This window comes from Shewanella sp. CAL98-MNA-CIBAN-0140 (genome assembly GCF_040309905.1).
GTDB lineage: Bacteria > Pseudomonadota > Gammaproteobacteria > Enterobacterales > Shewanellaceae > Shewanella > Shewanella psychromarinicola.
The window spans coordinates 1-25,597 of the sequence record NZ_JBEOPI010000014.1 but is presented as its reverse complement, the minus strand read 5'-3'; the positions used below and the strand labels follow the sequence as shown (position 1 = coordinate 25,597).

Here is a 25,597-nt window from a genome sequence, read left to right as displayed (position 1 = left end):
TGGAGCGACCATGAATAGCTTGTTCTCCACAGTAATGAGCAGCTTAATGGCCATCACCATTAACCAACAAGATATTCCCGCAAAAGAACTCCCTCTGGATCACGACAATGTCCAAAAATTGGTTTCTTCTGGTAATATACGTTCATTAGATGATTACTTAGCCTGGGTATCGCAGTATTGTGATGGCCACTTAATCGACGCGCAGCTTTATCAACACCAAGATAAATTGCGCTATAATCTACAATTTAAGCTAAAACAAGGGCATGTTGTTAATCTGCAGTTAGATGCAGCTAATGGCATGCAAGATTCATTGACTCAATTACCGAGCGAATGTACTAAACATGAAACTGTTACTCGTTGAAGATAACCCATTACTCGTTGCCGAGCTTGAAAAACAACTCAAGCAAGCAGGTTATATTACCGATGTCACAGACAAAGCTATTGAAGCCGATTATTTGATGAAAGAAACCAATTATGACTGTGTCATTTTAGACATAGGCTTACCTGATGGAAATGGTTTGTCATTAGTGACTCAATGGCGTGAACGTGGCATCAATACCCCCGTAATTATGTTGACAGCGCGCAGTCAGTGGCACGAAAAGGTTGAAGGTTTTAATGCGGGTGCTGATGATTACTTAGGTAAGCCCTTTCATACCCAAGAACTGCTCGCTCGCATTCAAGCGTTAATTCATCGCGCTCATGGGCGGATAAACTCATCATCCAAACAATTATGTTATGCCGGCGTCAACCTCGACGAAAATGAACAAAAAGTTACTGTCGATGATCAAGAATATGAACTGACATCTATGGAGTTTAGGTTACTCAAAATCTTTTTGATGTCGCCAAAAAAACTTCTTTCTAAGCAGCAGCTTACAGACAAGCTTTATCAGTTTGATGATGAAAAAGAAAGTAACGTCGTTGAAGTTTACGTGACACATTTACGTAAAAAACTGGGTAAAACAGCTATCGAAACCCGCCGTGGCCAGGGTTATATTTTTCATGGCATTATTGAATGATCTCAATTCGTTTTAAATTAAGTCTATGGCTCAGTGGATTAATCATCATTGCCACCCTCATAGGCTTATTTTTGTTTGAGTCGATGCTGCGAGATGCGTTTCATGACTCAATTATTAACCGCCTAGAAGAAGATTTAGAACATATTATTATCGCCACTCAACTCAATGAAGATGAGTTAGTTATCGACCAAAGCCAATTATCCAGCTTCTATCGACCCGCCTATTCAGGACGTTACTTCCAATTAAATTTGCCCGACCGAACTATTCGCTCTCGGTCCTTGTGGGATGCAGAGTTACACATTGAACCCTTACAAGCGCAACAAAAACGCGTTTGGCAGGCTAAAGGGCCCAAAAATAATGATATGCAGCTCTTATCTATCGGCATAGGCGCGCCAAACAGCCCCAACACCGCAACACTGACTGTCGCCCAAGACCTCAGTATCGGCCGTAGTGTCTTCAGTGAAGTGTTTGGCGCTAAATTGGCAATCAATATTGGCATGTTACTCGCGATGATCGCCGGTATTTTTATTATTTTACGCCAGTCTTTTAAGCCGGTGAATCAAATCCAAGGTGCTCTGGCTAAGCTTCGCGAAGGTGAGATTGCCTCGCTATCCATTTCACAAATTCCAGCGGAGATCCGCCCACTCGCCGAAACCTATAATGAATTATTAGACTACACGGCTAAACAGATTGAACGTAGTCGCAATAACTTAGGTAATTTAAGTCACGGCTTAAAAACCCCACTCGCGGTGATGCAGCAACAAGTTGAAGCTCTCGGACTCAGCCATCCCGATGCCGCGATGGCAATGCAGCAGCAATTGGATTTAGTCCATAAAATGATTGAACGTAAATTGGCTGCGGCACGCATAACAGGGGACATGTTACCCGCGGCACAATTAGCCATTCCAAAAGATTTCGATAGCTTAATCCAAACGCTACATAGAGTGCATCACCAACAATATATACAATGCACCATAGTCAATCCGCAGCAGATAAGTCGTATTCCAATTCATCGCGAAGATGGCATGGAATTATTTGGCAACTTGCTCGACAATGCCTTTAAATGGGCAAACACCCAAGTTAACATCAGTATTGGCTACACAGATTCAGAGGCAATATTACTGCAAGTAGAAGATGATGGTATTGGCGTAGAACCAGCCCAAATGGCCTCACTAACCACCAGAGGATCTCGATTAGATGAAGCCACCATGGGTCATGGATTAGGCTTATCTATCGTTAAAGAGATTTGTGACCAATACGGTTTTGTATTGCAATTTAGTCGCAGTGAAACGTTAAAAGGCCTGAGCGTCAGTATTTTGATTAATCAATAACAATACCCATAAAAAAACCTAATTGATGACTCAATTAGGTTCTTTGTCGATAGATGAACATTACATCGCATTGGTACTTTCAAAAATTTTGTCGGCTGATGCCGCTACAAAACCAGTATAAATCTGACCATTATCCATCGGATAACGGCGGGCGAATTCATAGAAACAACTTGGAATTTCAACATCGCCATCGGTAAACTTCACCACCACTTTATCGGCCATGGTCGAAGACTGTTCTAGCAGCACTTCTGGCGACCCTTTAATTTCACCGCCTGAGCTATTTAATAAAAAGCCAGCCTGTTTTAAGGCTTGGTTTACATCTTCAATACGCTCAAACTCAGGTAAATCATTAATTGAAACCGTAAAATGATTGGCACGATAACCTAATGCCGCAACCCACGCCGCATATTCACTTTCAACGAGTAATGCTTGGTATGTCGCTTTATCTAGATCCCAATGACAGCCAGAATAAATAAAATTATCTGCAGTAGTAGCTGCGACATCCACTTGGCCAACTAAGTCATGAATGGTCTTTTGCAACTCAGGGCTAAACTCTTCAACTAACAGCTCAGAAATAAACACCTTTGGCTGTTTAGGATCCGGATGTTCAAAATGCTTGGCAATCAGCTTTTTCTGCACAAACTGATAATCACCACTGTCGACATAACCAAGAGAAGTGAAATGCTTGGCCAGTACGTTTAAATTCACCTTGGCGATATTAAAGGTCCGCAACGCAATATGGTCATTGATGATGGGAGCACCGTGGCCTAATAGCTGATGAATTTTCGCCGCTGACGGCGTCATCTGAATATAGTCTTGCCATAAGGCAGCAAATAAAGCATTAACGTCAGTATGCATGGTTAAATCCTTCTAAATAAGGCTGGCGATTAACATCGCCAGCACTGATCATGCGATGAATTTATCAGTTAAATTGATAAACCAGGGCTTAAAGTTGCAGGTAAGCTCACCGCGTCAGCTTCCATTGAAGCGACTGGGTAAGCACAGTAATCAGCAGCATAAAATGCACTTGCACGATGGTTACCCGATGCGCCAACACCACCAAACGGTGCTGCACCTGATGCGCCAGTGATCTGCTTATTCCAATTAACAATACCTGCACGAATGCGCGCTAAAAAGTAATCATAATCTTCACGGCTATCCGCTAATAGACCTGCAGATAAACCATAGCGAGTCGCATTGGCTAAATGAATCGCTTGGTCAAAATCGCGATAACGAACGAGTTGCAATAATGGACCAAAATATTCTTCATCAGGTAATTCAGCAATCTGAGTCACATCAATTAAACCTGGAGTGACTAAACCGGTTCCGGCTTCAACTTGCACTAACTCAACTAATGAAACGCCACCTAGTGACTGCAAGGTAGCTTGTGCACCAACCATGCCAAGCGCTGCGGTTTCAGAAATCATCGCCCCCATAAACGGCTGTGGTTGTGCGTTCCAAGGACCGACTTTAATTTGCTTAACCGCTTTGACTAGCGCTGCGATTAACGCATCGCCTTGCGCGCCTTCTTCAACGTATAAACGACGGGCACAAGTACAACGCTGGCCAGACGAAATATAAGCAGACTGAATGATGTCATGAACTGCAGCTTTGGTATCCGTTACGCCTTTAACGATAAGCGGATTATTACCGCCCATCTCCAAGGCTAAGATTTTACCTGGGAGGCCAGCATATTGTTCATGTAAAATATGCCCAGTACGAGAACTGCCGGTAAAGAATAATCCGTCAATTTGTGGATGCGACGCTAACGCTTTACCGGTTTCAACTTCACCTTGCACTAGGTTAATCACACCTTGTGGCAAACCGGCTTTATCCCAACATTTCAGCATTAACTCAGCCACTTTAGGCGTCAATTCAGACGGCTTAAATACCACTGTGTTACCCGCCAATAATGCTGGCACTATGTGACCATTTGGCAAATGCCCGGGGAAGTTATACGGACCAAATACGGCCACAACACCATGAGGCTTGTGGCGTAATACGGCGCGTCCTGCAGGTAAATCATTGGTTTCAGTACCGGTACGTTTGTCGTGAGCTTTCGCTGACAAGGCAATTTTACCAATCATGGCACCCACTTCAGTTGCGGTTTCCCACTGTGGCTTACCCGTTTCTTGGGCTATGGTTTCAGCGATTTCGGCTTTATTAGCTTCTAGTTCTGCGCGGTACGCTTCTACAATGGTCAAGCGGGTTTCATAGCCCAACATAAACCAATCAAACTGCGCCGCGCGAGCGGCATCGACAGCTGCATTCACTTGTGTGGCAGTCGCAGTGTTACCTTGCCAAATGACGTCACCGTTGGCAGGGTTTTTTGAGTTAATATCATGACCTTCGCCAGCTAACCACTGACCTTTAATATATTGTGTCATTTCTTGCTCCTACATTGCTAAAACACGAATTTGCTCGCCTTCGCTAACCATAAGACCGGCGGCGATTTCAGGACTAAGCAGTACATTGTCGTGTTCATCAGAGACCAATAATTTTATCGCTGATGCACGATAATCAGCGAGTGAAGTGTTGGATATAATAAAATGGTGATCGGCATGTAACATTTTGCCGATGTTAACCGTGAGTAAGCGACTTTTCTTTACTGAGCGAATATCACTAATTGAACATTCAACCGTTGGGCCGCCATCAAAAATATCGACGTAATTGCGGAACCTAAATCCTTCAGCTTGCAGTAAACGCAGTGCTGGCTTAGTATTTTTATGGACTTCACCGATCACTTTTTGGGCTTTTTTAGGCAACATACACACGTAAACAGGGTTTCGCGGCATCATTTCGGCCATAAACGCTTTTTTGCCTAAGCCAGATAAATAATCGGCTTCAATAAAGTCGATGCCTAAAAAATGATGCTGTAGCCATTCGTAAAAAGGTGAGTCGCCATGGTCATCACTAACACCGCGCATTTCAGCTATCACAGTTTCACCAAAGCGATGCTGATGTTGGGCTAATAATAAAAAACGTGATCGCGACAACATTCGACCATTGTTACCTTTACGATAACCGTCTTTTAAAAACAAGGTACACAGTTCCGCGGCGCCCGTGTAGTCATGGCATAATGTCAGGGTTTCAACTTCATTACGGACCGATATTTGTTGAGAGTGGTATACCTCAGTACCTAAACGGTAATGATAAAAAGCATCTTCCATGCCGACAGCCGCTTCAATACCACAGGTACCAACAACTTCATTGGTTTTCATGTCTTCAAGCACCATCAAATAACCTTCGTCAAAAGGTTTATCAACATGCTTGATAAAAGATGCCTCTGCCCTAGCAATCTTTGAACGCAGTAACTCTTCGTTAACTGGTAAAGATGTAAAACCGTGGCCTGACTCGACTGCGATACTGTAGAGTGCATCGTAATCACTTGCACGGATAGGACGTATGATTAACATCTTAATCTCCTCATTGCGCCACAAGCAAACAGCGCTGAAATACATTTCGGCGCATATTTACGTTGTCAGCGTACCCAAACAAAAAAGTGCACGCTGGGGGTGCACTTTTTGCTAATTAACCTGCAACCACTTTTGCTACAGCGCGTTCAAAACGCAATAAGCCTTCTGCGATATCAGCTTCTGGGATCACTAATGAAGGAGCAAAACGCACAACGTTTGCACCGGCCATCAAACTCATTAAGCCTTCAGCAACTGAGGCTAACAAAAACTCGCGACTACGACCTTCATATTGCTGATTTAATACCGCACCAATTAACAAGCCTTTACCACGCACTTCACTAAATACGTTGTATTTGGCATTAATTGCCGCTAAACCATCACGAAATAGCTGTTCGCGATGTTTAACTCCGTCCAGTACTTCTTTGGTATTAACCACATTCATTACCGCATTTCCTACAGCACAAGCCAGTGGGTTGCCGCCATAAGTAGAACCATGAGTACCGATTTTTAAGTGAGCGGCAATTTTTGCTGTTGTTAGCATTGCGGCGATAGGGAAGCCACCGCCCAGCGCTTTGGCACTGGTTAAAATATCAGGCACGATATCAGTACCCATGTAAGCAAATAGCTCACCGGTTCGGCCTACGCCCGTTTGTACTTCATCAAAAATCACTAATGCGTCGTGCTTATCGGCTAAACGACGTACCGCTTTTAAGAACTCAGGCTCACCGTCGATAATCCCGCCTTCACCTTGAAGAGGTTCAAGCATGATGGCACAAGTCTTATCAGAAATAACCGCTTCAAGTGCAGCGATATCATTAAAAGGCACGTGAGTAATACTTTGTGGCTTAGGGCCAAAACCGTCAGAATAAGCAGCTTGTCCGCCTACGGTTACCGTAAAGAATGTACGGCCATGGAACGCTTTATCAAATGCGATGATTTGATCTTTATCAGCACTATGGTTGTCTAGTGCATAACGACGAGCCAATTTTAAGGCGGCTTCATTCGCTTCAGCACCTGAGTTAGCAAAATATACCCGCTCAGCAAAAGTGGCATTAACTAACTTTGTGGCTAATTCAAGCGCTGGCTCGTTAGTCATTACGTTTGATAAATGCCATAACTTTTCGCTCTGCTCTTTTAATGCAGACACTAAAGCAGGGTGACAATGACCTAAACAATTTACTGCAATACCACCAGCGAAATCGATGAATTCTTTGCCTTCTTGATCCCACACTCGGCTACCTTTACCGCGTACAGGAATAACCGCGGCAGGCGCATAATTAGGCACCATAACTTCATCAAATTGGGCACGGGTTAGATTCATTTCTACACTCATTGCATTTTATCCTTCAGGTTGTAAACGGCTTCAAAGCCGCTGTTTCCGCTGTTTGCTTTATATTCTGTTAGTTCATTAGCGGAAGTTTGTATTATTTATGCGACATTATTAGCGAAAATGTGATCAAAATACCAGTTCAGTACAATTAACTTGTGCAGGCTTGCTTGGCATTGTGCATAAAGATTTAAAAAACATGCCTAAACAATGCGCTTATTCAGGGGTATGGAGCATAACTAGTCATAAAAAAACTTATTTGACTCGATTTTGTGTGGCTATTCATCAAAAGTGAATAATTACACAGATTTAACATTTCCAACTCTGACAGAGATAGTCGGTTTAAAGTAAATCAAGCTTACGAAAATTTTGCCCTTTAAGCCGAATTAATTCTTGATCTGAAAATTGATAATAATCAAACATAATTCGCTTTTCTTGTGGATCGATTTGTTGTTGCTCTTCTAACAAAAGCACTTTGGCATAACAACTGGCCTTAGCCACTATCGCGGCATCAGCTGACAACTCGGTGAAATGGTAATCGTGATCTAACTCTTTTAATACTAAGGTTATCGGAGAGTCTTCAAATTTAAGTAATGTCAGCAATTGCCAATTTAAACGATGGCTATGTTGTATCACTTGATCTAACACCGCTTGCGCAGGAAAATCAGTTGCCATAATGGCATCGTAAACTTGTTTTTCGCCACTGTGACTGGCCTCTCTGAGCCATGTCCCCCAAGTGTTATCAAACATATGCCCACTTTGGCTGAGTATGATGGAGGTAGAAAATTGATACATTAAGGCACAGCTATAGGCCAAACTCGGCGCTTCATTATGTAACTCAGCTAACGTTTGCGCCGCAATGGCACTTACCATGCTATATCGCCTTAGCTTTCTGGTTATCCACAATAAGTTAGCATTACCTGAAGGTAACCAATGACGTAAGCAAAAATAAGGGATCAGTAAGCGTAAATTCTCAATCCCGATATAGTTAAGCACCAGCTTAATGTCAGTCACTTGCACATCGGTATGTTTGGGCCGTCGGTGACCTGATGCCGGACTGTTAATTAAATTGATTAAATCACGAGATAACCAGCTAATACTTTCAATAATGGGTCGAAGTCGATTAATGTTAAGGTCTGAATGTAATAATAAATCGAGCAGTAAAATTTGGCTTTCGCTAATTCCCGATGCCTCTAATACCATTTGTGGATGCGCTAATTGATGCTCTATCGCATGATTAACCGTATGGGTTAACTGTGCAGACACCTCAAGAAATACATTTTTTTCTTTAGCTTGTTTTTCGAGGCGCACTTTTAATGCTTGACGCTCAATATCAAGCTTATTGGCACTCTGTTCTAACTCAACGCTCAACTCATCAGGCATAGCATTGGCTTTGTGCTTACCCACAATAAGTTGTTTATAGAGCCGGCGCTCAATCTCGATGACTTTTCCGGGCCGAACTCCACCTGCTATTGATATTGCCACTTACATTGCCTTTTACTGTTTTTATCGCTTAATCATAAAAATTATGGCTTCTCAAAGGAAGCCATAATCGATATTTATTTGTTTTTTTGAATCCAGAGCCAATTAGTTAAGTTCTTGATCAAACAATTTATAAATACGACGATACTGGTCTAACCAACTTGAAGCTTGCTTAAATCCATGCGGCTCAACCGGATAGATTGCCATTTCAAACATCGGTTTTTCTAATTCAATCAGACGTTGAACCATGCGCACACTATCTTGAAAAAATACGTTGTCATCTACTACACCACTCATGATCAGTAATGGTTTCTGTAAACCTTGAGCATATTCTATCGGTGAGCTACGCTCATAGGCGATAGGATCAACGTCAGGCGTATTTAAAATATTTGACGTGTATGGCGCATTATAATGGGCCCAGTCTGTTACAGGGCGTAATGCGGCCCCTGCTTGGAATAACTCAGGTTCATTAAACAGCGCCATAAAGGTGAGAAATCCACCGTATGAACCACCATAAGTACCAACACGTTTGCTATCAACGTTAGCATTTTTCGCCAGCCAAGCCACACCGTCTATCAAATCTTCAACTTCAGGATGACCCATATTACGATAAATTGACGTACGCCAGTCACGTCCATAACCTTTTGAACCGCGATAATCCATGTCCATCACCACATAGCCTTGTTGGGTAAGTAAGTTATTGAACATAAATTCACGGAAGTAGCCTGAAAAACCATAATGGGCATTTTGTAAATAACCGGCTCCATGGTTAAACACCACGGCTGGATATTTATCAGCTTGTTGAGGATCATAATCTTGTGGCAAATAAACCCGGGCGTAAATTTGCCCCGCGCCATGGCTTGAAGGTACTGTGACTATTTGCGGTGCTTGCCAAGGATATTGTGTAAACGCTGTGCTGGTATAATGGGTTAATTGGCTAATTTCGCCACCAATAGATTGAATGTATAGCTCATCAGGGTGCACAGCAGAAGAAGCCGTTAATAACAGTGATTGCCCATCAGGGCTTAAGCTGTAATCCAATGTGCCTAACCACTGAGTCAGTTGTTCTGTTTTGCCGCTGGCAATCTCTACACGGTAAACATTATAGCTACCTGGGTGGTCTTTATTGGCACGATAATAAAGATGTTTTGCATCGGGTGATAAAGTCACATTATCAACCACAAATTGGCCATTAGTTAAGGCTGTTACTTCATTAGAGGCTGTTTTGATATATAGCTGAGAAAAACCAGACTCTTCAGATAAGTAGTACATGCTATCGGTACCGGTTATCCAACCAAATTGATTAAAATTATAATTTACCCAAGCATCATCATGTAATCTGTGTTCGGTTATCAGCTTGCCTTTTTGAAGATCAACACTGGCGATCCAGCGATCTTTGTTGTCAACGGCTTCCAGCATCACTAATAATTTATCGTCAGACTCATGCCACTGAATTGCACTCTGACTCCATTCCCAATCTTGCATTAACTGGACTAAACGTGGTGTTTTTTCGCTTTTATAGCTTTTGCCTTGGGCCTTAGCATTTTCAGTTTTGACACTTGCCAGTACGTCTTGATCAAAACCTGTTAGACCTTCGATGGTAATGTCTTTTTTATTGTGTTCAACAAGATCAAGTAGCACTAAACGTTGTCCAGGAAAGACATCTTCAGCCACTCGAGCACGAGAAGGCACGGGAACGACATAACCCTCTTGGCCCAAATAATTGGGCATAATGTCGTGTTCTGCACGCCAATCATAATTTTTATCAGTCAATGCCAATATCACGTAACGTCCATCAGGTGACAAGCTCATTTCTGAAACCACTTCGGCATCACCTAAATACCAAGGTTTAGCTGAAAAAGTAGGATCGGCTTTAGCCAATGAGTCACGGTATTCATCACGTGTGACACTGTTATCATGTTCCCTGGCAACATAGTTAATTAATCTGTGCTGTTGCTTAGCGATAAAGCTACTGGGTGCTTGCGTCGCTTTAGGTTCGTTTTCCATTTGGATGGCGGCAATTTGTTCCATTAGCTCGCTAGACTGGTGCACCCGAAAAATATTATTACCTTGCCAGAATGCAAGGTCGCCACCCGTTAAAAAACGCACCCCATTAATGGCATCATTTTGACGGGTAATTTGCTTTATTTCACCATTTGATAAGTCTTTTACAAATACGTTACCTTGATAAATATAGGCTTTTTGAGTCTTTGCCTGATCGAATACGCCATTACGTTGATCGGCAAGGTGTAGCTGATTGAGTGCAAGTTTGTTTGCCTCAGACTGTCCAATAGCTTGTTGATAAAAATCACGGACCGGAGATTGATGTGCTTGGCGACTGAAATATACCGATTGACTGTCATCGCTCCAATAAGCTCCTTGAGCAAAGATTCCCATCCAATCTGGATTGGCCATAATTTGATTAAGTGTCAACGGCTGCTGGGCTTTTGGAGGCGGTGCTAATGGTACGGTCAATGCACTTGCGCTGGGGGTTACGATAGCAGAGGTATTGTTAATATCTGTGGCGGCACAGCCACTCATTATGGCCAAAGAAAGTGCACTCAGCGCAATGTTTCGCATAAAGCTTGTCATGATCATCCCTTTTATTATTTTTAAGCGCTATTTATAGCATAATTGCCGCGTGACTTTAGCCCGATTGGTTGCAGAAGTTGTAACAGAATAAGTGATTATCAACCTAAAAATAGACTGTGAATAACACTTTATAGATGTAAAAAGTTATCCAATAGTTCATGACCTTGCTGAGTCAATATAGACTCAGGATGAAACTGAACACTGTAAATACCTAAATCAGCATGGCTCATTGCCATAATTTCACGACCATAAATTGGGTCATCAAACCACGCATCCAGCCTAAAGCCATTGGGAACATGATTAATCAACAATGAATGATAGCGAGTCACCTGCAGCGGAAGTGCTAACTGAAAAAATAATCCCTGTTGATTATGTTCAATCAAGCTGGTTTTACCGTGCATAACACGTTTTGCACGTATAACGTCAACGCCAAACGCTTGGGCGATAGCTTGATGTCCTAAACAGACACCCAGAATGGGAATTTTACCCGCAAAGTGTTTAATCGCCGCAAGTGAAATACCCGCTTCATTTGGAGTACACGGACCGGGAGAAATGATTAAATGAGTCGGTGCTAATGCTTCAATTTGTTCAATGGTGATGTCATCATTTCGCTTAACCAGTATCTGTTGCCCAAGCGCTTGGAAGTACTGTACTAAGTTAAACGTAAAAGAATCATAATTATCAATCATCAACAACATTATGGGTTCCACTTCGTTATAAATTTTTTGTGGCACAACAATTTTAGCTTAAAAAAAACCAGCCTTGCGACTGGTTTTATGTGCTGATAACTAATCGTTACTTCACCACAGTTAAATGGTTTTTACGCTTAGCTTTATCATCTGGATCCGTCGATTTAGGCGATGGTGGCAATGTCGAAGTATCATCAACAGATTTCATTGATGGTGGCACAGATGATAAATCATCATCTTCACCTTCGATCATGTACGCATCTTCCATATCAAACACCGTGCCAGCGCCGTTTTCACGAGCATAAATGGCGACGATAGATGCCATAGGTAAATAGACATTTTGTGGTACACCACCAAAACGTGCATGAAACTCAACAGCATCATTGGACATGTGAAGATTAGACACCGCTCCGGTGGCAATATTCAGGACGATTTGACCGTCTTTGACAAATTGCTGCGGAACTTGCGTACCGTTAACAAATGCATCCACAACTACGTGTGGCGTCAAATGGTTATCCATCAACCACTCATAGTAAGCACGCAACAAATATGGACGATTAGCTGTTATTGGTTTCATTACATGCCCATGCGCATTTCGCGCTCAGCCTCAGTTAACGATGCCTTAAATGATTCACGTTCAAAAATACGGGTCATATAAGCACTGATATCTTTCGATGTACGAGGATCTAAGTGAATACCTAATACTGGTAGACGCCATAATAATGGGCCTAAGTAACAATCAGATAAACCAAACTCTTCGCTCATGAAGTATGGCATTTCAGCAAATACTGGCGCTAGAGCAATCAAGCTTTCAGTTAACTCTTTACGCGCAGCATCAGCTTTTTCACCTTTACGGATACGCTCTACAAGCGCATACCAGTCAGTGTCGATTCTGTGCATCATTAAACGGCTTTGGCCGCGAGATACTGGGTATACAGGCATTAATGGAGGATGTGGAAAACGCTCATCCAAATATTCCATAATAATGCGTGATTCGTACAACACTAGCTCACGATCAACTAAGGTCGGTACTGAGTTGTATGGATTTACTTCAAGTAAATCTTCAGGCATCTCACTTGGGTCTACCTGTAAAACATCAACGGTAACCCCTTTTTCAGCCAATACGATACGTACTTGGTGACTATATAAATCATCGGCACCAGAAAAAAGTGTCATGATAGAGCGCTTGTTGGCAGCAACAGCCATTGATACCCTCCAGAAACTAAAAAAAACAAAACAAACGAGGGGGCTAAGCCCCCCGTTTACAATATGCGGATGGTGTATATTAACCGTTATTGATGGCTAGTGTACATCTTTCCAGTATTCTTTCTTCAACAAATAAGCAATGATGAAGAAAATAAACAGGAATCCAAGTACCCACCAGCCTAAAGCTTCACGCTCTAACTGAACAGGTTCAGCAGAATAGACTAAGAAACCGGTGATATCACGCACCGCTTGGTCGTATTCTTCTGCACTCATTTTGCCACCAGTAGCAGGGTTTAGACCTACTAATTCAACCGTTTCAACACCGTCAATTACTTTCTTTTCATAATGAGGAGTTGCAAGACCTTGCAGGTCTTGTAAAACATGTGGCATACCCACTAATGGGAACACGGTATTGTTGGCACCAAATGGACGAGTCTCATCTGCATAGAAACCTTTTAGGTAAGAATATACCCAATCAGCTCCACGTACACGAGCAACTAACGTTAAATCTGGAGGCGCAGCACCAAACCATTTAGCCGCATCTGCAGTAGGAATTGCGTTTTCCATTAGATCACCGATTTTAGCATTGGTGAACATGTACTTATTACGCATATCATCGTTAGAGATACCTAAGTCAGTGGCAACACGCTCATAGCGTTGGTATTGCGTGCTGTGACATCCAGAGCAGTAATGTTGGAATAAATCCACACCACGCTCTAATGACGCTTTATCATGTAAATCAACGTTAGCGCTTTCTAAATGAACACCATGTCCACTTGCTGCCATTGCGAGAGATGGCAGTAATGTAACTAATGCAATTAATAACTTTTTCATTAGTGTGTCACCCTCGTTGGCACTTCTTTTGTTTTCTCATTTTTACTGTAGAACCATAAGGCTACAAAGAAACCAAAATAAGTGAAAGTGAATACACGTGCCGCTATAGTTAACTCAGGCGTTGCAGGAACGACACCTAAATAACCAAGAATGATGAACGACACAGTAAATTGTGCAATGTTGATTTTGTGAGCCAAACTACGGTAGCGGATAGACTTCACTTTACAACGATCAAGCCAAGGCAGAATAAACAGCACAGCAATCGACAGACCCATAGCAACAACACCGATTAACTTATCAGGAATTGCACGCAAAATGGCATAGAAGGGTGTGAAGTACCAAACAGGCGCTATGTGATCAGGGGTCTTCATTGGATTAGCCGCTTCAAAGTTTGGCTTTTCAAGGAAATAACCACCGCCTTCAGGCATAAAGAACAGCACATAACAGAACACGATCAAGAAACCAGCTACACCCATAATATCTTTTACAGTGTAATAAGGGTGGAATGGAATACCATCAATGGGCCATCCGTTCTCATCTTTGTTCTTTTTAATCTCGACGCCGTCTGGGTTATTCGAACCCACTTCATGTAATGCAATTAGGTGTAAGAACACCAACACAACCAATACAAGTGGTAACGCAATAACATGCAGTGCGAAGAAGCGGTTTAATGTTGCGCCAGAAATAACGTAGTCACCACGGATCCACAATGTTAGGTCATCACCAATAATAGGAATGGCACCAAACAAAGAGATAATGACCTGCGCGCCCCAGTAAGACATTTGTCCCCAAGGCAGTAAGTAACCCATGAATGCTTCAGCCATCAGCACAAGGAAAATCAACATACCAAATAGCCATAAGAGCTCTCTTGGTTTTTGATAAGAACCGTAAATTACCCCACGGAACATGTGCATATAGATCACAAAGAAAAACGCCGATGCACCGGTAGAGTGCATATAACGAAGTAACCAGCCGTAATCAACATCACGCATTATGTATTCAACAGAAGCAAACGCACCTTCTGCTGTAGGTACGTAATTCATGGTTAACCAAATACCTGTCAGTAACTGGTTAACTAATACTAATAATGCTAATGAACCAAAGAAATACCAAAAGTTAAAGTTCTTTGGTGTCGCATACTGACCCACATGACGGTTATAAGTTGCCGTCATTGGGATGCGTGCATCAATCCAATCAATTAAATTCTTAACCATTACGCCGCTCCTGTGTCTACACCGATGATAACGTTAGCATCACCGATATATTTGTGCGGTGGGACCACTAGGTTTAATGGTGCAGGAACACCCTGGAATACCCGACCAGCCATGTCAAATTTAGAACCATGACAAGGACAGAAGAAACCAGATGTCACGCCTTCAACCTGCTCACCGAATGAATCAGGCAGATAAGTTGGCGAACAACCTAAGTGAGTACAAATACCGACTGCAATAAAGAATTCAGGCTTAATAGAACGAGCAGGGTTAGTTGCATATTCTGGTTGCTGTAATTCTAAAGAAGCAGGATCGCGTAATTGACTGTCTAATGTTTTAAGATTATTTAGCACAGCTTCTGTACGACGAACGACCCAAACCGGTTTTCCACGCCATTCGACACGAATTAACTGACCTGGTTCTACTTTACTAATATTTACTTCGACCGGCGCACCTGCAGCTTTCGCCTTGGCACTCGGATTCCATGACTTGATGAAAGGAACCGCTACAGCGACAGCACCAGCACCACCTACTACGGCGGTTGCGGCTGTCAGGAATCTGCGACGTCCGGTATCGACTGGCGCATTGCTCATCCACTTATCTCCCAGAGGGTGTTGGAATTTTTATATTTCAATACTTTAGCGACCAAAAAGGTAAAACGCTAAAATCATAGTTTGAGGCGGTGCTCATTATAGCGAAAAATTAGAACCAGATCATAGTGAAAACATACATCTATGTTGAGGATATTAACATTTTTTTCAAAAGCGCATATAAATCAACCGTCCCGCAACAATTAGCAGCAACTTAATTAGTAAAAAAAAACCGCGTTAACACTTAGTTAAATCAGCAATTTATCGACATTAGACAGTAAAAAACGTCTCAAAGCTTCACTATTGTCATTTACCAAAGTTTTTTGCAAAACTAAATTCAAATTACAGACATAAAAAAGCTCGGTAAAAACCGAGCTTTTTTTTAGGCTAAAAAAATATCAACGCTATTTTCCGCTAGATGATTTCATGTATTTGAAGAAATCGCCTTCAGGTTCTAACACCATAATGTCATTTTTGCCGGAAAAACTTTCTTTGTAGGCTTCTAAGCTACGTAAAAAGCTATAAAACTCAGGATCTTTACCGTAAGTATCAGCATAGATTTTTGCCGATAATGCATCACCTTCACCACGAACGGTCAAGGCGTTACGCTCAGCTTCAGCAATCTTAACCGTGACATTCGCATCAACAGTCGCGCGAATAATCTCAGCTTGCTCTTTACCTTCTGCACGGTGCTCTTTCGCCACAGCTTGGCGTTCGGCGCGCATACGTTGATAAATACTGATACTGACATTAGCAGGTAAATTAATTTGCTTAACACGTACATCAACCACTTCAATGCCAAGACTCTGAGCACTTTCAGAAGCATTTTCTAATGCATCGTTTTGCAATTCATCGCGTTTACCTGACACAATTTCCTTGATCGTCCGGCGACCAAATTCAGTGCGCAAATCGTTACTGATTTTGGCTTGTAATAAGCTTTCTGCATTGGCTTTAACACCGCCATTGGTAGAAAGATAATACGTTTTAAAATCACGAATACGCCACTTAACATAGGAGTCGACCATTAAGTCTTTCTTTTCAGAAGTAACAAAACGATCCGCTGCACCGTCCAATGTCTGGATACGAGCATCCATATAGCGCACTTTATCCACTACGGGTAATTTAAAGTGAAGGCCTGGAGCAAATACCTTTGTGACGTCTTCATCTTTAAGGACTTTACCAAAGCGGGCTACAATTGCGCGTTCGCCTTCGTTTACCACCATCATAGATGAAAAACCAACCCCTAAAATGACCACAAGAATGATCAGAGCTAATCTACCCATTGTTAGTTCCTCCCTTGGCGAAGACGATCTTCGCGGCTGAGACGACCATCAGACGACATGCTCGTAATAGGCGTATTGACACCATCACCTGATCCCGAATTAATGTGACGCTCCGTCTCAGGTTGTACTTGATTGCGCGGATTCTTAGAAGAATCCATCAGTTTATCCAAAGGTAAATACATTAAATTACCGCTATTCTTCGTGTCAATGAGTACTTTATTAGTATCAGCCAGCACGGATTGCATCGCATTAATGTATAAACGATTACGGGTCACATCAGGCGCAGCTTTATACTCAGGTAATAACTTCTCAAATCGAGCGACTTTACCTTGAGCTTCAAGAACTTCACGCTGTTTATAAGCACTAGCTTGCTGTGTCATTCGTTCTACTTGGCCACGCGCTTTAGGTTCAATTTCACGCGCATAGGCTTCAGCTTCGCGAATAAAGCGTTGTTGATCTTCCTGAGCTGAAATAGCATCATCAAATGCATCTTTCACTTCTTCTGGAGGACGAGCGGGTAAAAAGTTAACGTCACGAACTTTTAAGCCTAGTTTATACGGCTCAATAATACGCTCTAACTCTGTCCAAGTATCACGACGAATACCATCACGTCCAGTGGTTAAAATGTCATCCATACGATTATGGCCAATGACATAACGCAACGCACTATCGGTCGCTTCACTTAAACTCGAATTGGCATCAACAGCACTGAATAAATATGAATAAGCATCTGATACGCTATATTGAATCACGAGTTCAACATTCACGACGTTTTCATCAGATGTCAGCATTCTGCCAGATGCTGGAATCGAACGGACCGTTTCCACGTCGACGGTAATCACTTCATCAATAAAAGTGGCTTTCCAATGTAAACCGGAACTCACTTCACCGATGTGATCACCAAAACGAAGTAACACACCACGCTCAGCTTCTTTAACCGTGTATAAACCCGACAATGCCCAAATAATTAAGGCAATAACGACAAATACAATCAATAAAGATGAATTAAATGGTAGACCTGAGGCGCTATTGCCCCCCTTGCCACCAAAACGTTTTGATAGGTTACGAAAGACTTCGTCAAGATCCGGTGGCCCTTTATCGTTACCACCTTTATTTCCCCAAGGGTCTTTGTTCCCCTTGTTACCGGGCTCATTCCAAGCCATTTAGCACTCCATAATTGGATGAAATAAATGAGATTAACAAGAGGTGTCTACTTCTGAAGATTCAAAAATAAATGCCTCTAATTCCCCCTGACTCTGTTTAGCTAATCGGCGCCAATCGGCCTCCGATAAACGAACAGACAAAATACAGTTCCCCAGATCGTCATACTCTTTCTGCTGTATTGCATCTAGCCGATAAAACTGGCCAAGATAATGTCCTGCTGATGCAGGTATTTTCAATGTAAGCTCGCAAATAACTTGACCGATTAATTCGGTTATAGCTTTAAGCAGCAAATCAAATCCAATGCGTTTTTGCGCAGAGACCCAAACCCTCTCAGGTTTACCGTCTTCACCGTAATCGATACGGGGCGCGAAATTTTCAAGTAAATCAATCTTGTTACATACTACTAATTGAGGAATCTCATCTGCATCAATTTCTTCCAATACATTTTGTACTTGGTCAAAATTTTCAGCCATATTTTCATCTGCACAATCAACGACATGTAAAAGAATTTCTGCTTGTCGAGTTTCTTGTAATGTGGCCTTAAATGCCGCAACAAGGTCATGAGGTAAATGACGAATAAACCCAACAGTATCCGCTAAAATTACCGCACCATCAGGTAATGATAACTTACGTAGCGTCGGATCCAATGTTGCAAATAACTGATCGGCAGCATAAACGTCCGATGACGTTAACGCATTAAATAATGTCGATTTACCCGCGTTGGTATAGCCCACTAAAGAAACGGTCGCTAAGTCACTGCGCTTACGAGCTCGGCGGCTTTGCTCACGTTGTTTATCCACTTTATCAAGGCGACGATTGATATTCTTGATCCGGCCTCGTAATAAACGTCGGTCTGTTTCAAGCTGAGTTTCACCCGGCCCTCGCATCCCGATACCACCTTTTTGTCGCTCTAAATGAGTCCAACCTCGAATTAAGCGTGTCGACATGTGGCGCAATTGCGCTAGCTCCACTTGCAACTTACCTTCATGAGTTCTTGCTCGTTGAGCAAAAATATCAAGAATAAGTGTCGTTCGGTCTAATACTCGACACTGACATACCAATTCAAGATTACGTTCTTGAGCAGGGCTCAATGCATGATTAAAAATAACTACATTGGCCTCAGTAGCAGCGACCATAGCAGCCAGTTCTTCAGCTTTACCGGTACCAATAAAAAACTTACGATCCGGCGAACGTCTGCTGCCAGTAATCACCCCAATAGAGCGAGCACCAGCAGATTCAACTAACAACTGTAACTCAATAAGATCTTCTCGACGCTCTTCATCAGAAAAGTCTATATGAACCAATACAGCTGTTTCACCCGCTTCATAACGATCAAACAAAAATTATATTCCTTTTCAATTATTCAACATCACTTTCTTCACCATTGGCAGTACCTTGGTGAGCAGAAACGTTAAATGGGCGTGCTGGTACGACTGTTGAAATAGCGTGTTTGTAAACCATTTGGCTTACCGTATTTTTCAACAAGATAACAAATTGATCAAACGACTCAACTTGGCCTTGTAATTTGATACCATTCACTAAATAGATAGAGACGGGTACACGCTCTCGACGCAATGCGTTCAAAAATGGGTCTTGTAAAGATTGCCCCTTAGCCATTTCAATTTCCTTTTTTTATTTTATAAATATGTTGAATTAAGTTTTATTGTTTAGTTTTAGTATTATACAGCAACGCCAAATTAGCTAGTTGCTTTGTTGCATAAGCGTAACTAAATTTCCTTCTGCACCACTTTCAAGCCACTGTAAATCGGGCCAACTCCTCAACCATGTTAATTGACGTTTGGCCAATTGCCTAGTGGCTGCAGTAGCTTTTTCGACCATTGTCGTATGATCAAATTCATTATCTAGGTACTGCCAGCACTGTCTGTAACCAACACAACGCATAGACGGTAGCTCTAAATGCAAATCGTTACGCGCTTTTAAACGCGCAACTTCTTCGATAAAACCTTGTTCTAACATCATATTAAAGCGTTTAGCGATTAATTGATGTAAAATTTTTCTGTCGGTTGGTGCAATAGCAAATTGCACTACATTATACGGCAAAGCGGCTGACTTCGTTTGAGTCAATTCAGTCATTGTTTTACCACTGATCCGATATACCTCTAGTGCTCGCGACAATCGTTGTGGATCGTTAGGATGAATTCTTTCTCCCGCGACGGGATCAATGTCACACAACTCTTGATGCAGCGCGTCCCAACCTTGGGTTTGAGCTTGAGCTAATATTTGCTGCCTAATGCCGTTATCAGCAGCGGGTAAAGGTGACAAACCTTCTAACAATGCCTTAAAGTACATCATGGTACCACCCACGAGTAAAGGCGTCTTACCTCGGCTAACAATGTCTTCTATAGCCAATAAAGCATCACGGCGAAAATCTGCCGCTGAATAACTTTCGCTTGGATCAAGAATATCAATTAATTTATGCGGCGCTAATTGCAGTTCTTGCAAACTCGGTTTAGCAGACCCTATATCCATGTCACGATAAATCAATGCTGAATCGACTGAGATAATCTCACAATTATGTTGCGTCGCCATTTCAATGGCTAGTGCCGTTTTGCCTGAGGCGGTAGGCCCCATTAAAAAAATCACTTTTGGCTTATCGACACTGTTCACGTTAATAATCTTTCATCCAATTGTGCCAAGGCAATATGTGTTCTTGGTCATAACAAATTTGTTTAGTTTCTTCGTCAAGTGAACAAAATCGCTGCCATAAGGCTGGCGCGGGCTCAAATTGCGATAAACTTTGTTGTGCAAGCCAACTCACAATAGCACTGTCTTTCGGTTGTTCTAATTGTATCCATTGTAGTAACTCAGGGATCACAATAGCAAGTTGGCTTTCCCTCAAATATGGGGGCACTTTTTTAATTATCAACTGCTGGAAGCGAATTGTTAATTCAATACCCATTTGGCGCAGTAACAGATCACGTATCACTAATGTTTCTGTCCAATCCAAATCTGCTGCAATAGACACTGGCATTAATAATGGCTGAGACACTAAACCATTAACAAACTTGGCTGCAACCTCTTCCTTTCTCACTGTCAACAACACCTGTTTTATTGGCAGTAATGACAGCTTATCATCTTTACAAATAACCCAATGCTCACCCGCTAATATGGGCGGCATTGCAACTTGAGTCGTCACTTCATTAACATATGATACTGGGGTATTCATCGGGGTATGCAGCAAATGTCCATAATTGGCAATGGCCGTCTTATTGACCCCTGAGGAAGATGCAATGGTGGGCTTTTTATCATAACTAGGCTTAATTGCAGCTGAATAGCCACCAGATAAGTCATTATTCTTTCCCGGAACATGCATCGAACCGAATGGGCTAACACTGTTAATCGCCTTGTCAGGCTCATGATTAAGTGTAAAGGCGTCTTCAGTGGTGTCGACGATATTGGCATTATGCAACAAGGTTGACTCTGTGTGCATCGGTGCGACATTATCATGGTGATGTAATTCAACATCAGGCAAAGACAATACAGGCATTTGCACTAACGCTGACTGTACCGTTTGTAGAATAAAGTCATGTACATAACGAGATTGATGAAAACGCACTTCGTGCTTGGCTGGGTGTACATTCACATCAACTTGGTGTGGATCAAGCGATAACATCAGCACATATCCCGGCTGATGCTCAATGCCATATTCAGCAAAAGCTTGTTTTACGGCATGATTAACCAGACGATCTCTGATTAATCGTCCATTGACATAAAAAAAGCTGGTATCTGTGATGACACTGTCATGTGGTGATTGTAAATAACCACTTAATAATAAACCATCATGTTCACACTCAATGCTCAACGCCTGTTCTGCAAAGGCTTTCCCACAAATTTGAGCTAATCGTTGCTGGGTCTGGATCTCGGTATTGGCAGGTCGATACTGGCGAACTAATTTACCATTATGTGTCAAGGTAAAGTGAATATCGTTGCGAACAATCGCAATCCGTTTTAACCACTCATCAATATGGGTAAATTCCGTTTTGTCGCTTTTTAAAAAACGACGTCTTGCGGGAGTATTAAAAAATAAATCCACCACTTCAATCGTTGAGCCTTGCGGATGTGCGGCAGGCGTGACCTTAACGTCCATTTGCGAGCCTTCAGCAAAGGCCTGCCAAGCTTCAGATTGTTGAGCGGTTTTTGAGGTTAAAGTTAACCGAGACACTGAGCTAATGCTGGCCAAAGCTTCACCACGAAAACCAAAGCTTAAAATAGCTTCTAGGTCATCTAGTGTATGTACTTTTGAGGTAGCATGACGCGATAGAGCCAAGGCTAACTCATCTTTAGGGATGCCCGCACCGTTGTCGCGAATACGAATAAGCTTGCTTCCCCCTTTGTCGATATCTATATCAACTCTAGTGGCACCAGCATCAAGACTATTTTCAACCAGTTCTTTGACCACCGAAGCCGGACGTTCAACTACTTCACCGGCTGCGATTTGGTTTGCAAGTTGAGGAGGTAGCAGTTGAATGACCATATTATGTCCTAGGGATCACAAGTGTTTGTCCAATACGAACAACGTCTGATTTAAGATTATTCACACTTTTTAGACTACTGATCGACACACTGTAACGCTGGGCGATAATGGATAGAGACTCACCACGTTTAACACTGTGTTTCATATTTAATGTTTTAGCCAATAAAGTATCGGCTGGCGGATTACTCTGAAAATAACGTAACACGCCTTTGTAAATAGCATTTGCAAGCTTTTGTTGATGATTTCCATTAGACAATAACCGCTCTTCACCTGGGTTAGAGATAAAGCCGGTTTCAACTAAAAGAGATGGAATATCAGGAGACTTAAGCACTGCAAAGCTTGCTGATTCAGGCTTTCTTTTGTGTAAGTGGGTAATAGAACCTAAATCGCTAAGAATATCACCCGCGATAGAATGACTTATCGCCATCGAACTGTTCATCGACATATCAAGTAAAGTCATGGCTAAATATTGTTCACTATCGGTGTTTTGAATGATTTCACCAGCACCGCCTAACAACTCTGAGTGTTTCTCTTTTTGCTCTAACCATCGACCAATTTCACTATTGGCTCGGCGCATTGACAAGATCCAAACGGAAGCACCGTTAGGTTGTGGTGAAGTAAAGGCATCGGCGTGGATAGATATCAGTAAATCCGCTTTATTATTGCGCGCTATTTCAGAGCGTTTATTCAAATTAACAAAATAATCGCCACTGCGTGTCATTACAGCGCGCATACCTGACGTTGAATCCACTTTACGCGCTAGGCGCTTAGCAATTTCAAGTACCACACGCTTTTCATGCATACCAGAAGGCCCAATTGAGCCAGGGTCTTCCCCTCCGTGACCAGCATCAATGGCAACAATAATGTCTCGAGCTGACTGATTAGAAGATCGACTAACCGTTTGCACTGCTGACGACCCACCATCGGAGTCCTCTAAGTCTACCACTAGACGGTTTCCGTAAGGTGCTGTTGGCGGCAAAGTAAATAAACTTGATTTTACCGGTTTCGATAAGTCCATAACAAGACGCAATATGCCTTTTTTAGGCGGAGAACTAAAACGGATTTTTTTAATAATTTTACTGTTGTTGGCTATTTTATCTAAATTAATTTTAGCGCCAGTATCTTGAATATCGACCACCAAACGATGAGGGCCGGTTAAGGTAAAACTGTCATATTTGGGCGCTTGAGTTAAATCAAACACCACTCGCGTCGATTCTGGAGCAGCCCAAATACGCACGCTATCAAGTTGATTGGCCGCCCAAACCACGTTAGGCACCAAAAACAACAGCATGTAAAGTACAATGGTAAAAAACGTATTTTTTAAAGTCATTATTATTTGATTTTATTTGATTTTATTTAAAATTGCCTGTCCTGCTGGGGATAAGGCTTGTAATTCAATTTGTCTTTGAGATTCTTTATAACGCAAATGCACTTGGATGTCAGCCCCAGGGAGTAATCCATGACCATTATCAGGCCATTCAACTAGACAGACGCTTCGATCGGTAAAATAATCACGGATACCCATATATTCAAGTTCCTCTGGGTCGGCTAATCGATATAGGTCAAAATGAAACACATCCATATCGTTAAATTCATAGGGTTCTACCAGAGTATAAGTCGGACTTTTTACCGCGCCTTGATGACCCAAACTTTGGATAATGCCTCGACTAAACGTCGTTTTACCAGCGCCTAAGTCCCCAGTGAGATAAATCGTTAAAGGAGGTACAATCCACTGAGCAATTTGTTGCCCAAGCATAACTGTAGCTTGTTCATTTTCAAGGATTTTAACCAGAGATGCCATGTTTTAGGTCTATATCTATTAAAAAGAGTTATAAGAATGCTAAATATACCAGAAGTTACCGGGGAACTCCCATTGTTATGCGGTTATTTTTTGTTAATAAAAAAAGCCAGCTACTGGGAATAGCTGGCAAATTAACACTTCAGGAAGTTATATCAAAGTTTCAATGCGTCGTTTAAATGTCATCCATACGAATTGTGCTGTGAACTAAACGTTTTTGTTGAGTTTGTGCCACTCGCACTAAGTCCATTAATGTATTTCTAATTTCATCGGTTGGGCTACTAATAGCTGTTTTTTCAAGTAACGCGATTAAGCGATTTTCTAGATCTAGATGCAACTCAAGCACTTCGTCTTCTTTCATATTGGCAGGGAGTGAAGTTTCAATGCAACGCTTGCTAAAATCTTCAAAGGTAATGTCTTTATACCAAGTATTTAATATTCTTGAGGGTGCATCGTCAATATAACGCTCTAAAGTCTCGTATATGTGCCTCTGATGTTGCTGGAAATACGTCAGCATCATTTTAACTCTGGAAGAATCAGCATTATTATCTAAACGCTTATATAATTTTTCCATATCGAGATGGCAATTAGCAACATAATCAAGTAGCTCACTTAGTTGTTGGATCCGCATAACACTCACCTCGTTTAACGCCCTAGCATCTTAGGAAATTTATCTTAAGTTGATTATCAAAGATAATCACTGTAAATGATTTGAACAATGTCATGTTTTACTTCACAAGTAGACCATTACTTTAGAGATCCATAAAGAAGTGAGTGCTAGATCACTTCTTTGTTGATTAGAAATCAATTTGCCTTAACAACGCTTGAAAATGAACCGAGTTAAGCAGGTATTGTTAAAAATGAATTGAGTGTCAATGCATAACGAGTGAAGTGGTGAAGACGATAAAGTTGTTTTATGAATGAGTGTTAAACGACCTTCCCGTCATAAACAATGGTTCGAACTGATGACGCTGTTATGACTTCTCGCTTGGCAAACCAAGAGGTATCGCATTTTCTAAACGCGCAACTGAGCTAATTTAGATAAAATTTAGGGAATGTTTACAAGGATTTTTAACTAGGAAAGTGATTTGGAGCGACATATCAGGTTCGAACTGATGACCTATACCTTGGCAAGGTATCGCTCTACCAACTGAGCTAATGTC

The 25,597-nt window shown here is 41.9% G+C and carries 24 protein-coding genes; 3 read left to right on the top strand and 21 right to left on the bottom strand.

Going from position 1 to position 25,597, the window contains the following annotated elements:
• The first annotated feature begins 10 nt into the window (after positions 1–10).
• From AAEY93_RS09160 to AAEY93_RS09150, 3 genes are read left to right on the top strand one after another with little or no spacing between them, the layout of a single operon-like run.
• On the top strand, positions 11–361 hold the full coding sequence (locus tag AAEY93_RS09160) for a PepSY domain-containing protein (protein WP_232772146.1): 351 nt from the start codon (positions 11–13) through the stop codon (positions 359–361).
• Positions 342–1,016: a response regulator transcription factor gene (locus AAEY93_RS09155; protein ID WP_101034176.1), complete on the top strand. Its 675-nt coding sequence runs from the start codon at positions 342–344 to the stop codon at positions 1,014–1,016. Before AAEY93_RS09160 ends, AAEY93_RS09155 begins: the two co-directional genes overlap by 20 nt.
• Positions 1,013–2,347 carry a sensor histidine kinase gene (locus AAEY93_RS09150; RefSeq protein WP_124012446.1) on the top strand — a complete coding sequence of 445 codons (1,335 nt, stop codon included), beginning with the start codon at positions 1,013–1,015 and terminating at the stop codon, positions 2,345–2,347. The genes AAEY93_RS09155 and AAEY93_RS09150 overlap by 4 nt, the downstream gene beginning before the upstream one ends.
• Positions 2,348–2,407: 60 nt before the next feature.
• Here AAEY93_RS09150 and AAEY93_RS09145 read toward each other — a convergent pair whose 3' ends face one another.
• From AAEY93_RS09145 to AAEY93_RS09045, 21 genes are all read right to left on the bottom strand, one after another.
• Positions 2,408–3,205 carry a DUF1338 domain-containing protein gene (locus tag AAEY93_RS09145; protein ID WP_351076301.1) on the bottom strand — a complete coding sequence of 266 codons (798 nt, stop codon included), beginning with the start codon at positions 3,203–3,205 and terminating at the stop codon, positions 2,408–2,410.
• 68 nt (positions 3,206–3,273) lie between these two features.
• Positions 3,274–4,734: a succinylglutamate-semialdehyde dehydrogenase gene (astD, locus tag AAEY93_RS09140; RefSeq protein WP_101034173.1), complete on the bottom strand. Its 1,461-nt coding sequence runs from the start codon at positions 4,732–4,734 to the stop codon at positions 3,274–3,276.
• Between the two features lie 9 nt (positions 4,735–4,743).
• Entirely contained in the window at positions 4,744–5,763 is a 1,020-nt protein-coding gene (astA, locus tag AAEY93_RS09135) for an arginine N-succinyltransferase (RefSeq protein WP_101034172.1), read from the bottom strand.
• A gap of 115 nt (positions 5,764–5,878) precedes the next feature.
• Positions 5,879–7,096, bottom strand: a complete 1,218-nt coding sequence (locus tag AAEY93_RS09130) for an aspartate aminotransferase family protein (protein WP_351076297.1) — start codon at positions 7,094–7,096, stop codon at positions 5,879–5,881.
• A gap of 336 nt (positions 7,097–7,432) precedes the next feature.
• Entirely contained in the window at positions 7,433–8,575 is a 1,143-nt protein-coding gene (locus AAEY93_RS09125; protein ID WP_124012448.1) for an HDOD domain-containing protein, read from the bottom strand.
• Between the two features lie 102 nt (positions 8,576–8,677).
• Entirely contained in the window at positions 8,678–11,164 is a 2,487-nt protein-coding gene (locus tag AAEY93_RS09120) for a S9 family peptidase (protein ID WP_351076294.1), read from the bottom strand.
• A 128-nt stretch (positions 11,165–11,292) separates the two neighbouring features.
• Entirely contained in the window at positions 11,293–11,862 is a 570-nt protein-coding gene (locus tag AAEY93_RS09115; protein ID WP_351076291.1) for an aminodeoxychorismate/anthranilate synthase component II, read from the bottom strand.
• A 97-nt stretch (positions 11,863–11,959) separates the two neighbouring features.
• A complete protein-coding gene (locus AAEY93_RS09110; RefSeq protein WP_351076288.1) occupies positions 11,960–12,430 on the bottom strand; it encodes a ClpXP protease specificity-enhancing factor in 471 nt (156 codons plus the stop codon).
• Positions 12,430–13,059, bottom strand: coding sequence for a stringent starvation protein SspA (sspA, locus tag AAEY93_RS09105; protein ID WP_101034166.1), 630 nt, complete (start codon positions 13,057–13,059; stop codon positions 12,430–12,432). The genes AAEY93_RS09110 and sspA overlap by 1 nt, the downstream gene beginning before the upstream one ends.
• 96 nt (positions 13,060–13,155) lie before the next feature.
• A complete protein-coding gene (locus AAEY93_RS09100) occupies positions 13,156–13,893 on the bottom strand; it encodes a cytochrome c1 (RefSeq protein WP_351076285.1) in 738 nt (245 codons plus the stop codon).
• Positions 13,893–15,107, bottom strand: coding sequence for a cytochrome b (locus tag AAEY93_RS09095; protein ID WP_351076282.1), 1,215 nt, complete (start codon positions 15,105–15,107; stop codon positions 13,893–13,895). The genes AAEY93_RS09100 and AAEY93_RS09095 overlap by 1 nt, the downstream gene beginning before the upstream one ends.
• Positions 15,107–15,697, bottom strand: a complete 591-nt coding sequence (gene petA, locus AAEY93_RS09090; RefSeq protein WP_101034163.1) for a ubiquinol-cytochrome c reductase iron-sulfur subunit — start codon at positions 15,695–15,697, stop codon at positions 15,107–15,109. Before petA ends, AAEY93_RS09095 begins: the two co-directional genes overlap by 1 nt.
• 401 nt (positions 15,698–16,098) lie before the next feature.
• On the bottom strand, positions 16,099–16,977 hold the full coding sequence (gene hflC, locus AAEY93_RS09085; RefSeq protein WP_101034162.1) for a protease modulator HflC: 879 nt from the start codon (positions 16,975–16,977) through the stop codon (positions 16,099–16,101).
• 2 nt (positions 16,978–16,979) lie between these two features.
• Positions 16,980–18,140, bottom strand: coding sequence for an FtsH protease activity modulator HflK (gene hflK / locus AAEY93_RS09080; RefSeq protein WP_101034161.1), 1,161 nt, complete (start codon positions 18,138–18,140; stop codon positions 16,980–16,982).
• 33 nt (positions 18,141–18,173) lie between these two features.
• Positions 18,174–19,481 carry a ribosome rescue GTPase HflX gene (gene hflX / locus AAEY93_RS09075; RefSeq protein ID WP_124012450.1) on the bottom strand — a complete coding sequence of 436 codons (1,308 nt, stop codon included), beginning with the start codon at positions 19,479–19,481 and terminating at the stop codon, positions 18,174–18,176.
• A 19-nt stretch (positions 19,482–19,500) separates the two neighbouring features.
• Positions 19,501–19,758: an RNA chaperone Hfq gene (gene hfq, locus AAEY93_RS09070; RefSeq protein WP_101034159.1), complete on the bottom strand. Its 258-nt coding sequence runs from the start codon at positions 19,756–19,758 to the stop codon at positions 19,501–19,503.
• An 84-nt stretch (positions 19,759–19,842) separates the two neighbouring features.
• Positions 19,843–20,769, bottom strand: coding sequence for a tRNA (adenosine(37)-N6)-dimethylallyltransferase MiaA (gene miaA, locus AAEY93_RS09065; RefSeq protein ID WP_351076275.1), 927 nt, complete (start codon positions 20,767–20,769; stop codon positions 19,843–19,845).
• Between the two features lies 1 nt (position 20,770).
• Positions 20,771–22,636: a DNA mismatch repair endonuclease MutL gene (mutL, locus tag AAEY93_RS09060; protein ID WP_351076272.1), complete on the bottom strand. Its 1,866-nt coding sequence runs from the start codon at positions 22,634–22,636 to the stop codon at positions 20,771–20,773.
• Between the two features lies 1 nt (position 22,637).
• Entirely contained in the window at positions 22,638–23,966 is a 1,329-nt protein-coding gene (locus AAEY93_RS09055) for an N-acetylmuramoyl-L-alanine amidase (protein ID WP_351076269.1), read from the bottom strand.
• Positions 23,967–23,978: 12 nt separating this feature from the next.
• Positions 23,979–24,437: a tRNA (adenosine(37)-N6)-threonylcarbamoyltransferase complex ATPase subunit type 1 TsaE gene (gene tsaE, locus AAEY93_RS09050; RefSeq protein ID WP_101034155.1), complete on the bottom strand. Its 459-nt coding sequence runs from the start codon at positions 24,435–24,437 to the stop codon at positions 23,979–23,981.
• A gap of 172 nt (positions 24,438–24,609) precedes the next feature.
• A complete protein-coding gene (locus AAEY93_RS09045) occupies positions 24,610–25,065 on the bottom strand; it encodes a hypothetical protein (protein ID WP_351076266.1) in 456 nt (151 codons plus the stop codon).
• Between the last annotated feature and the right edge of the window lie 532 nt (positions 25,066–25,597).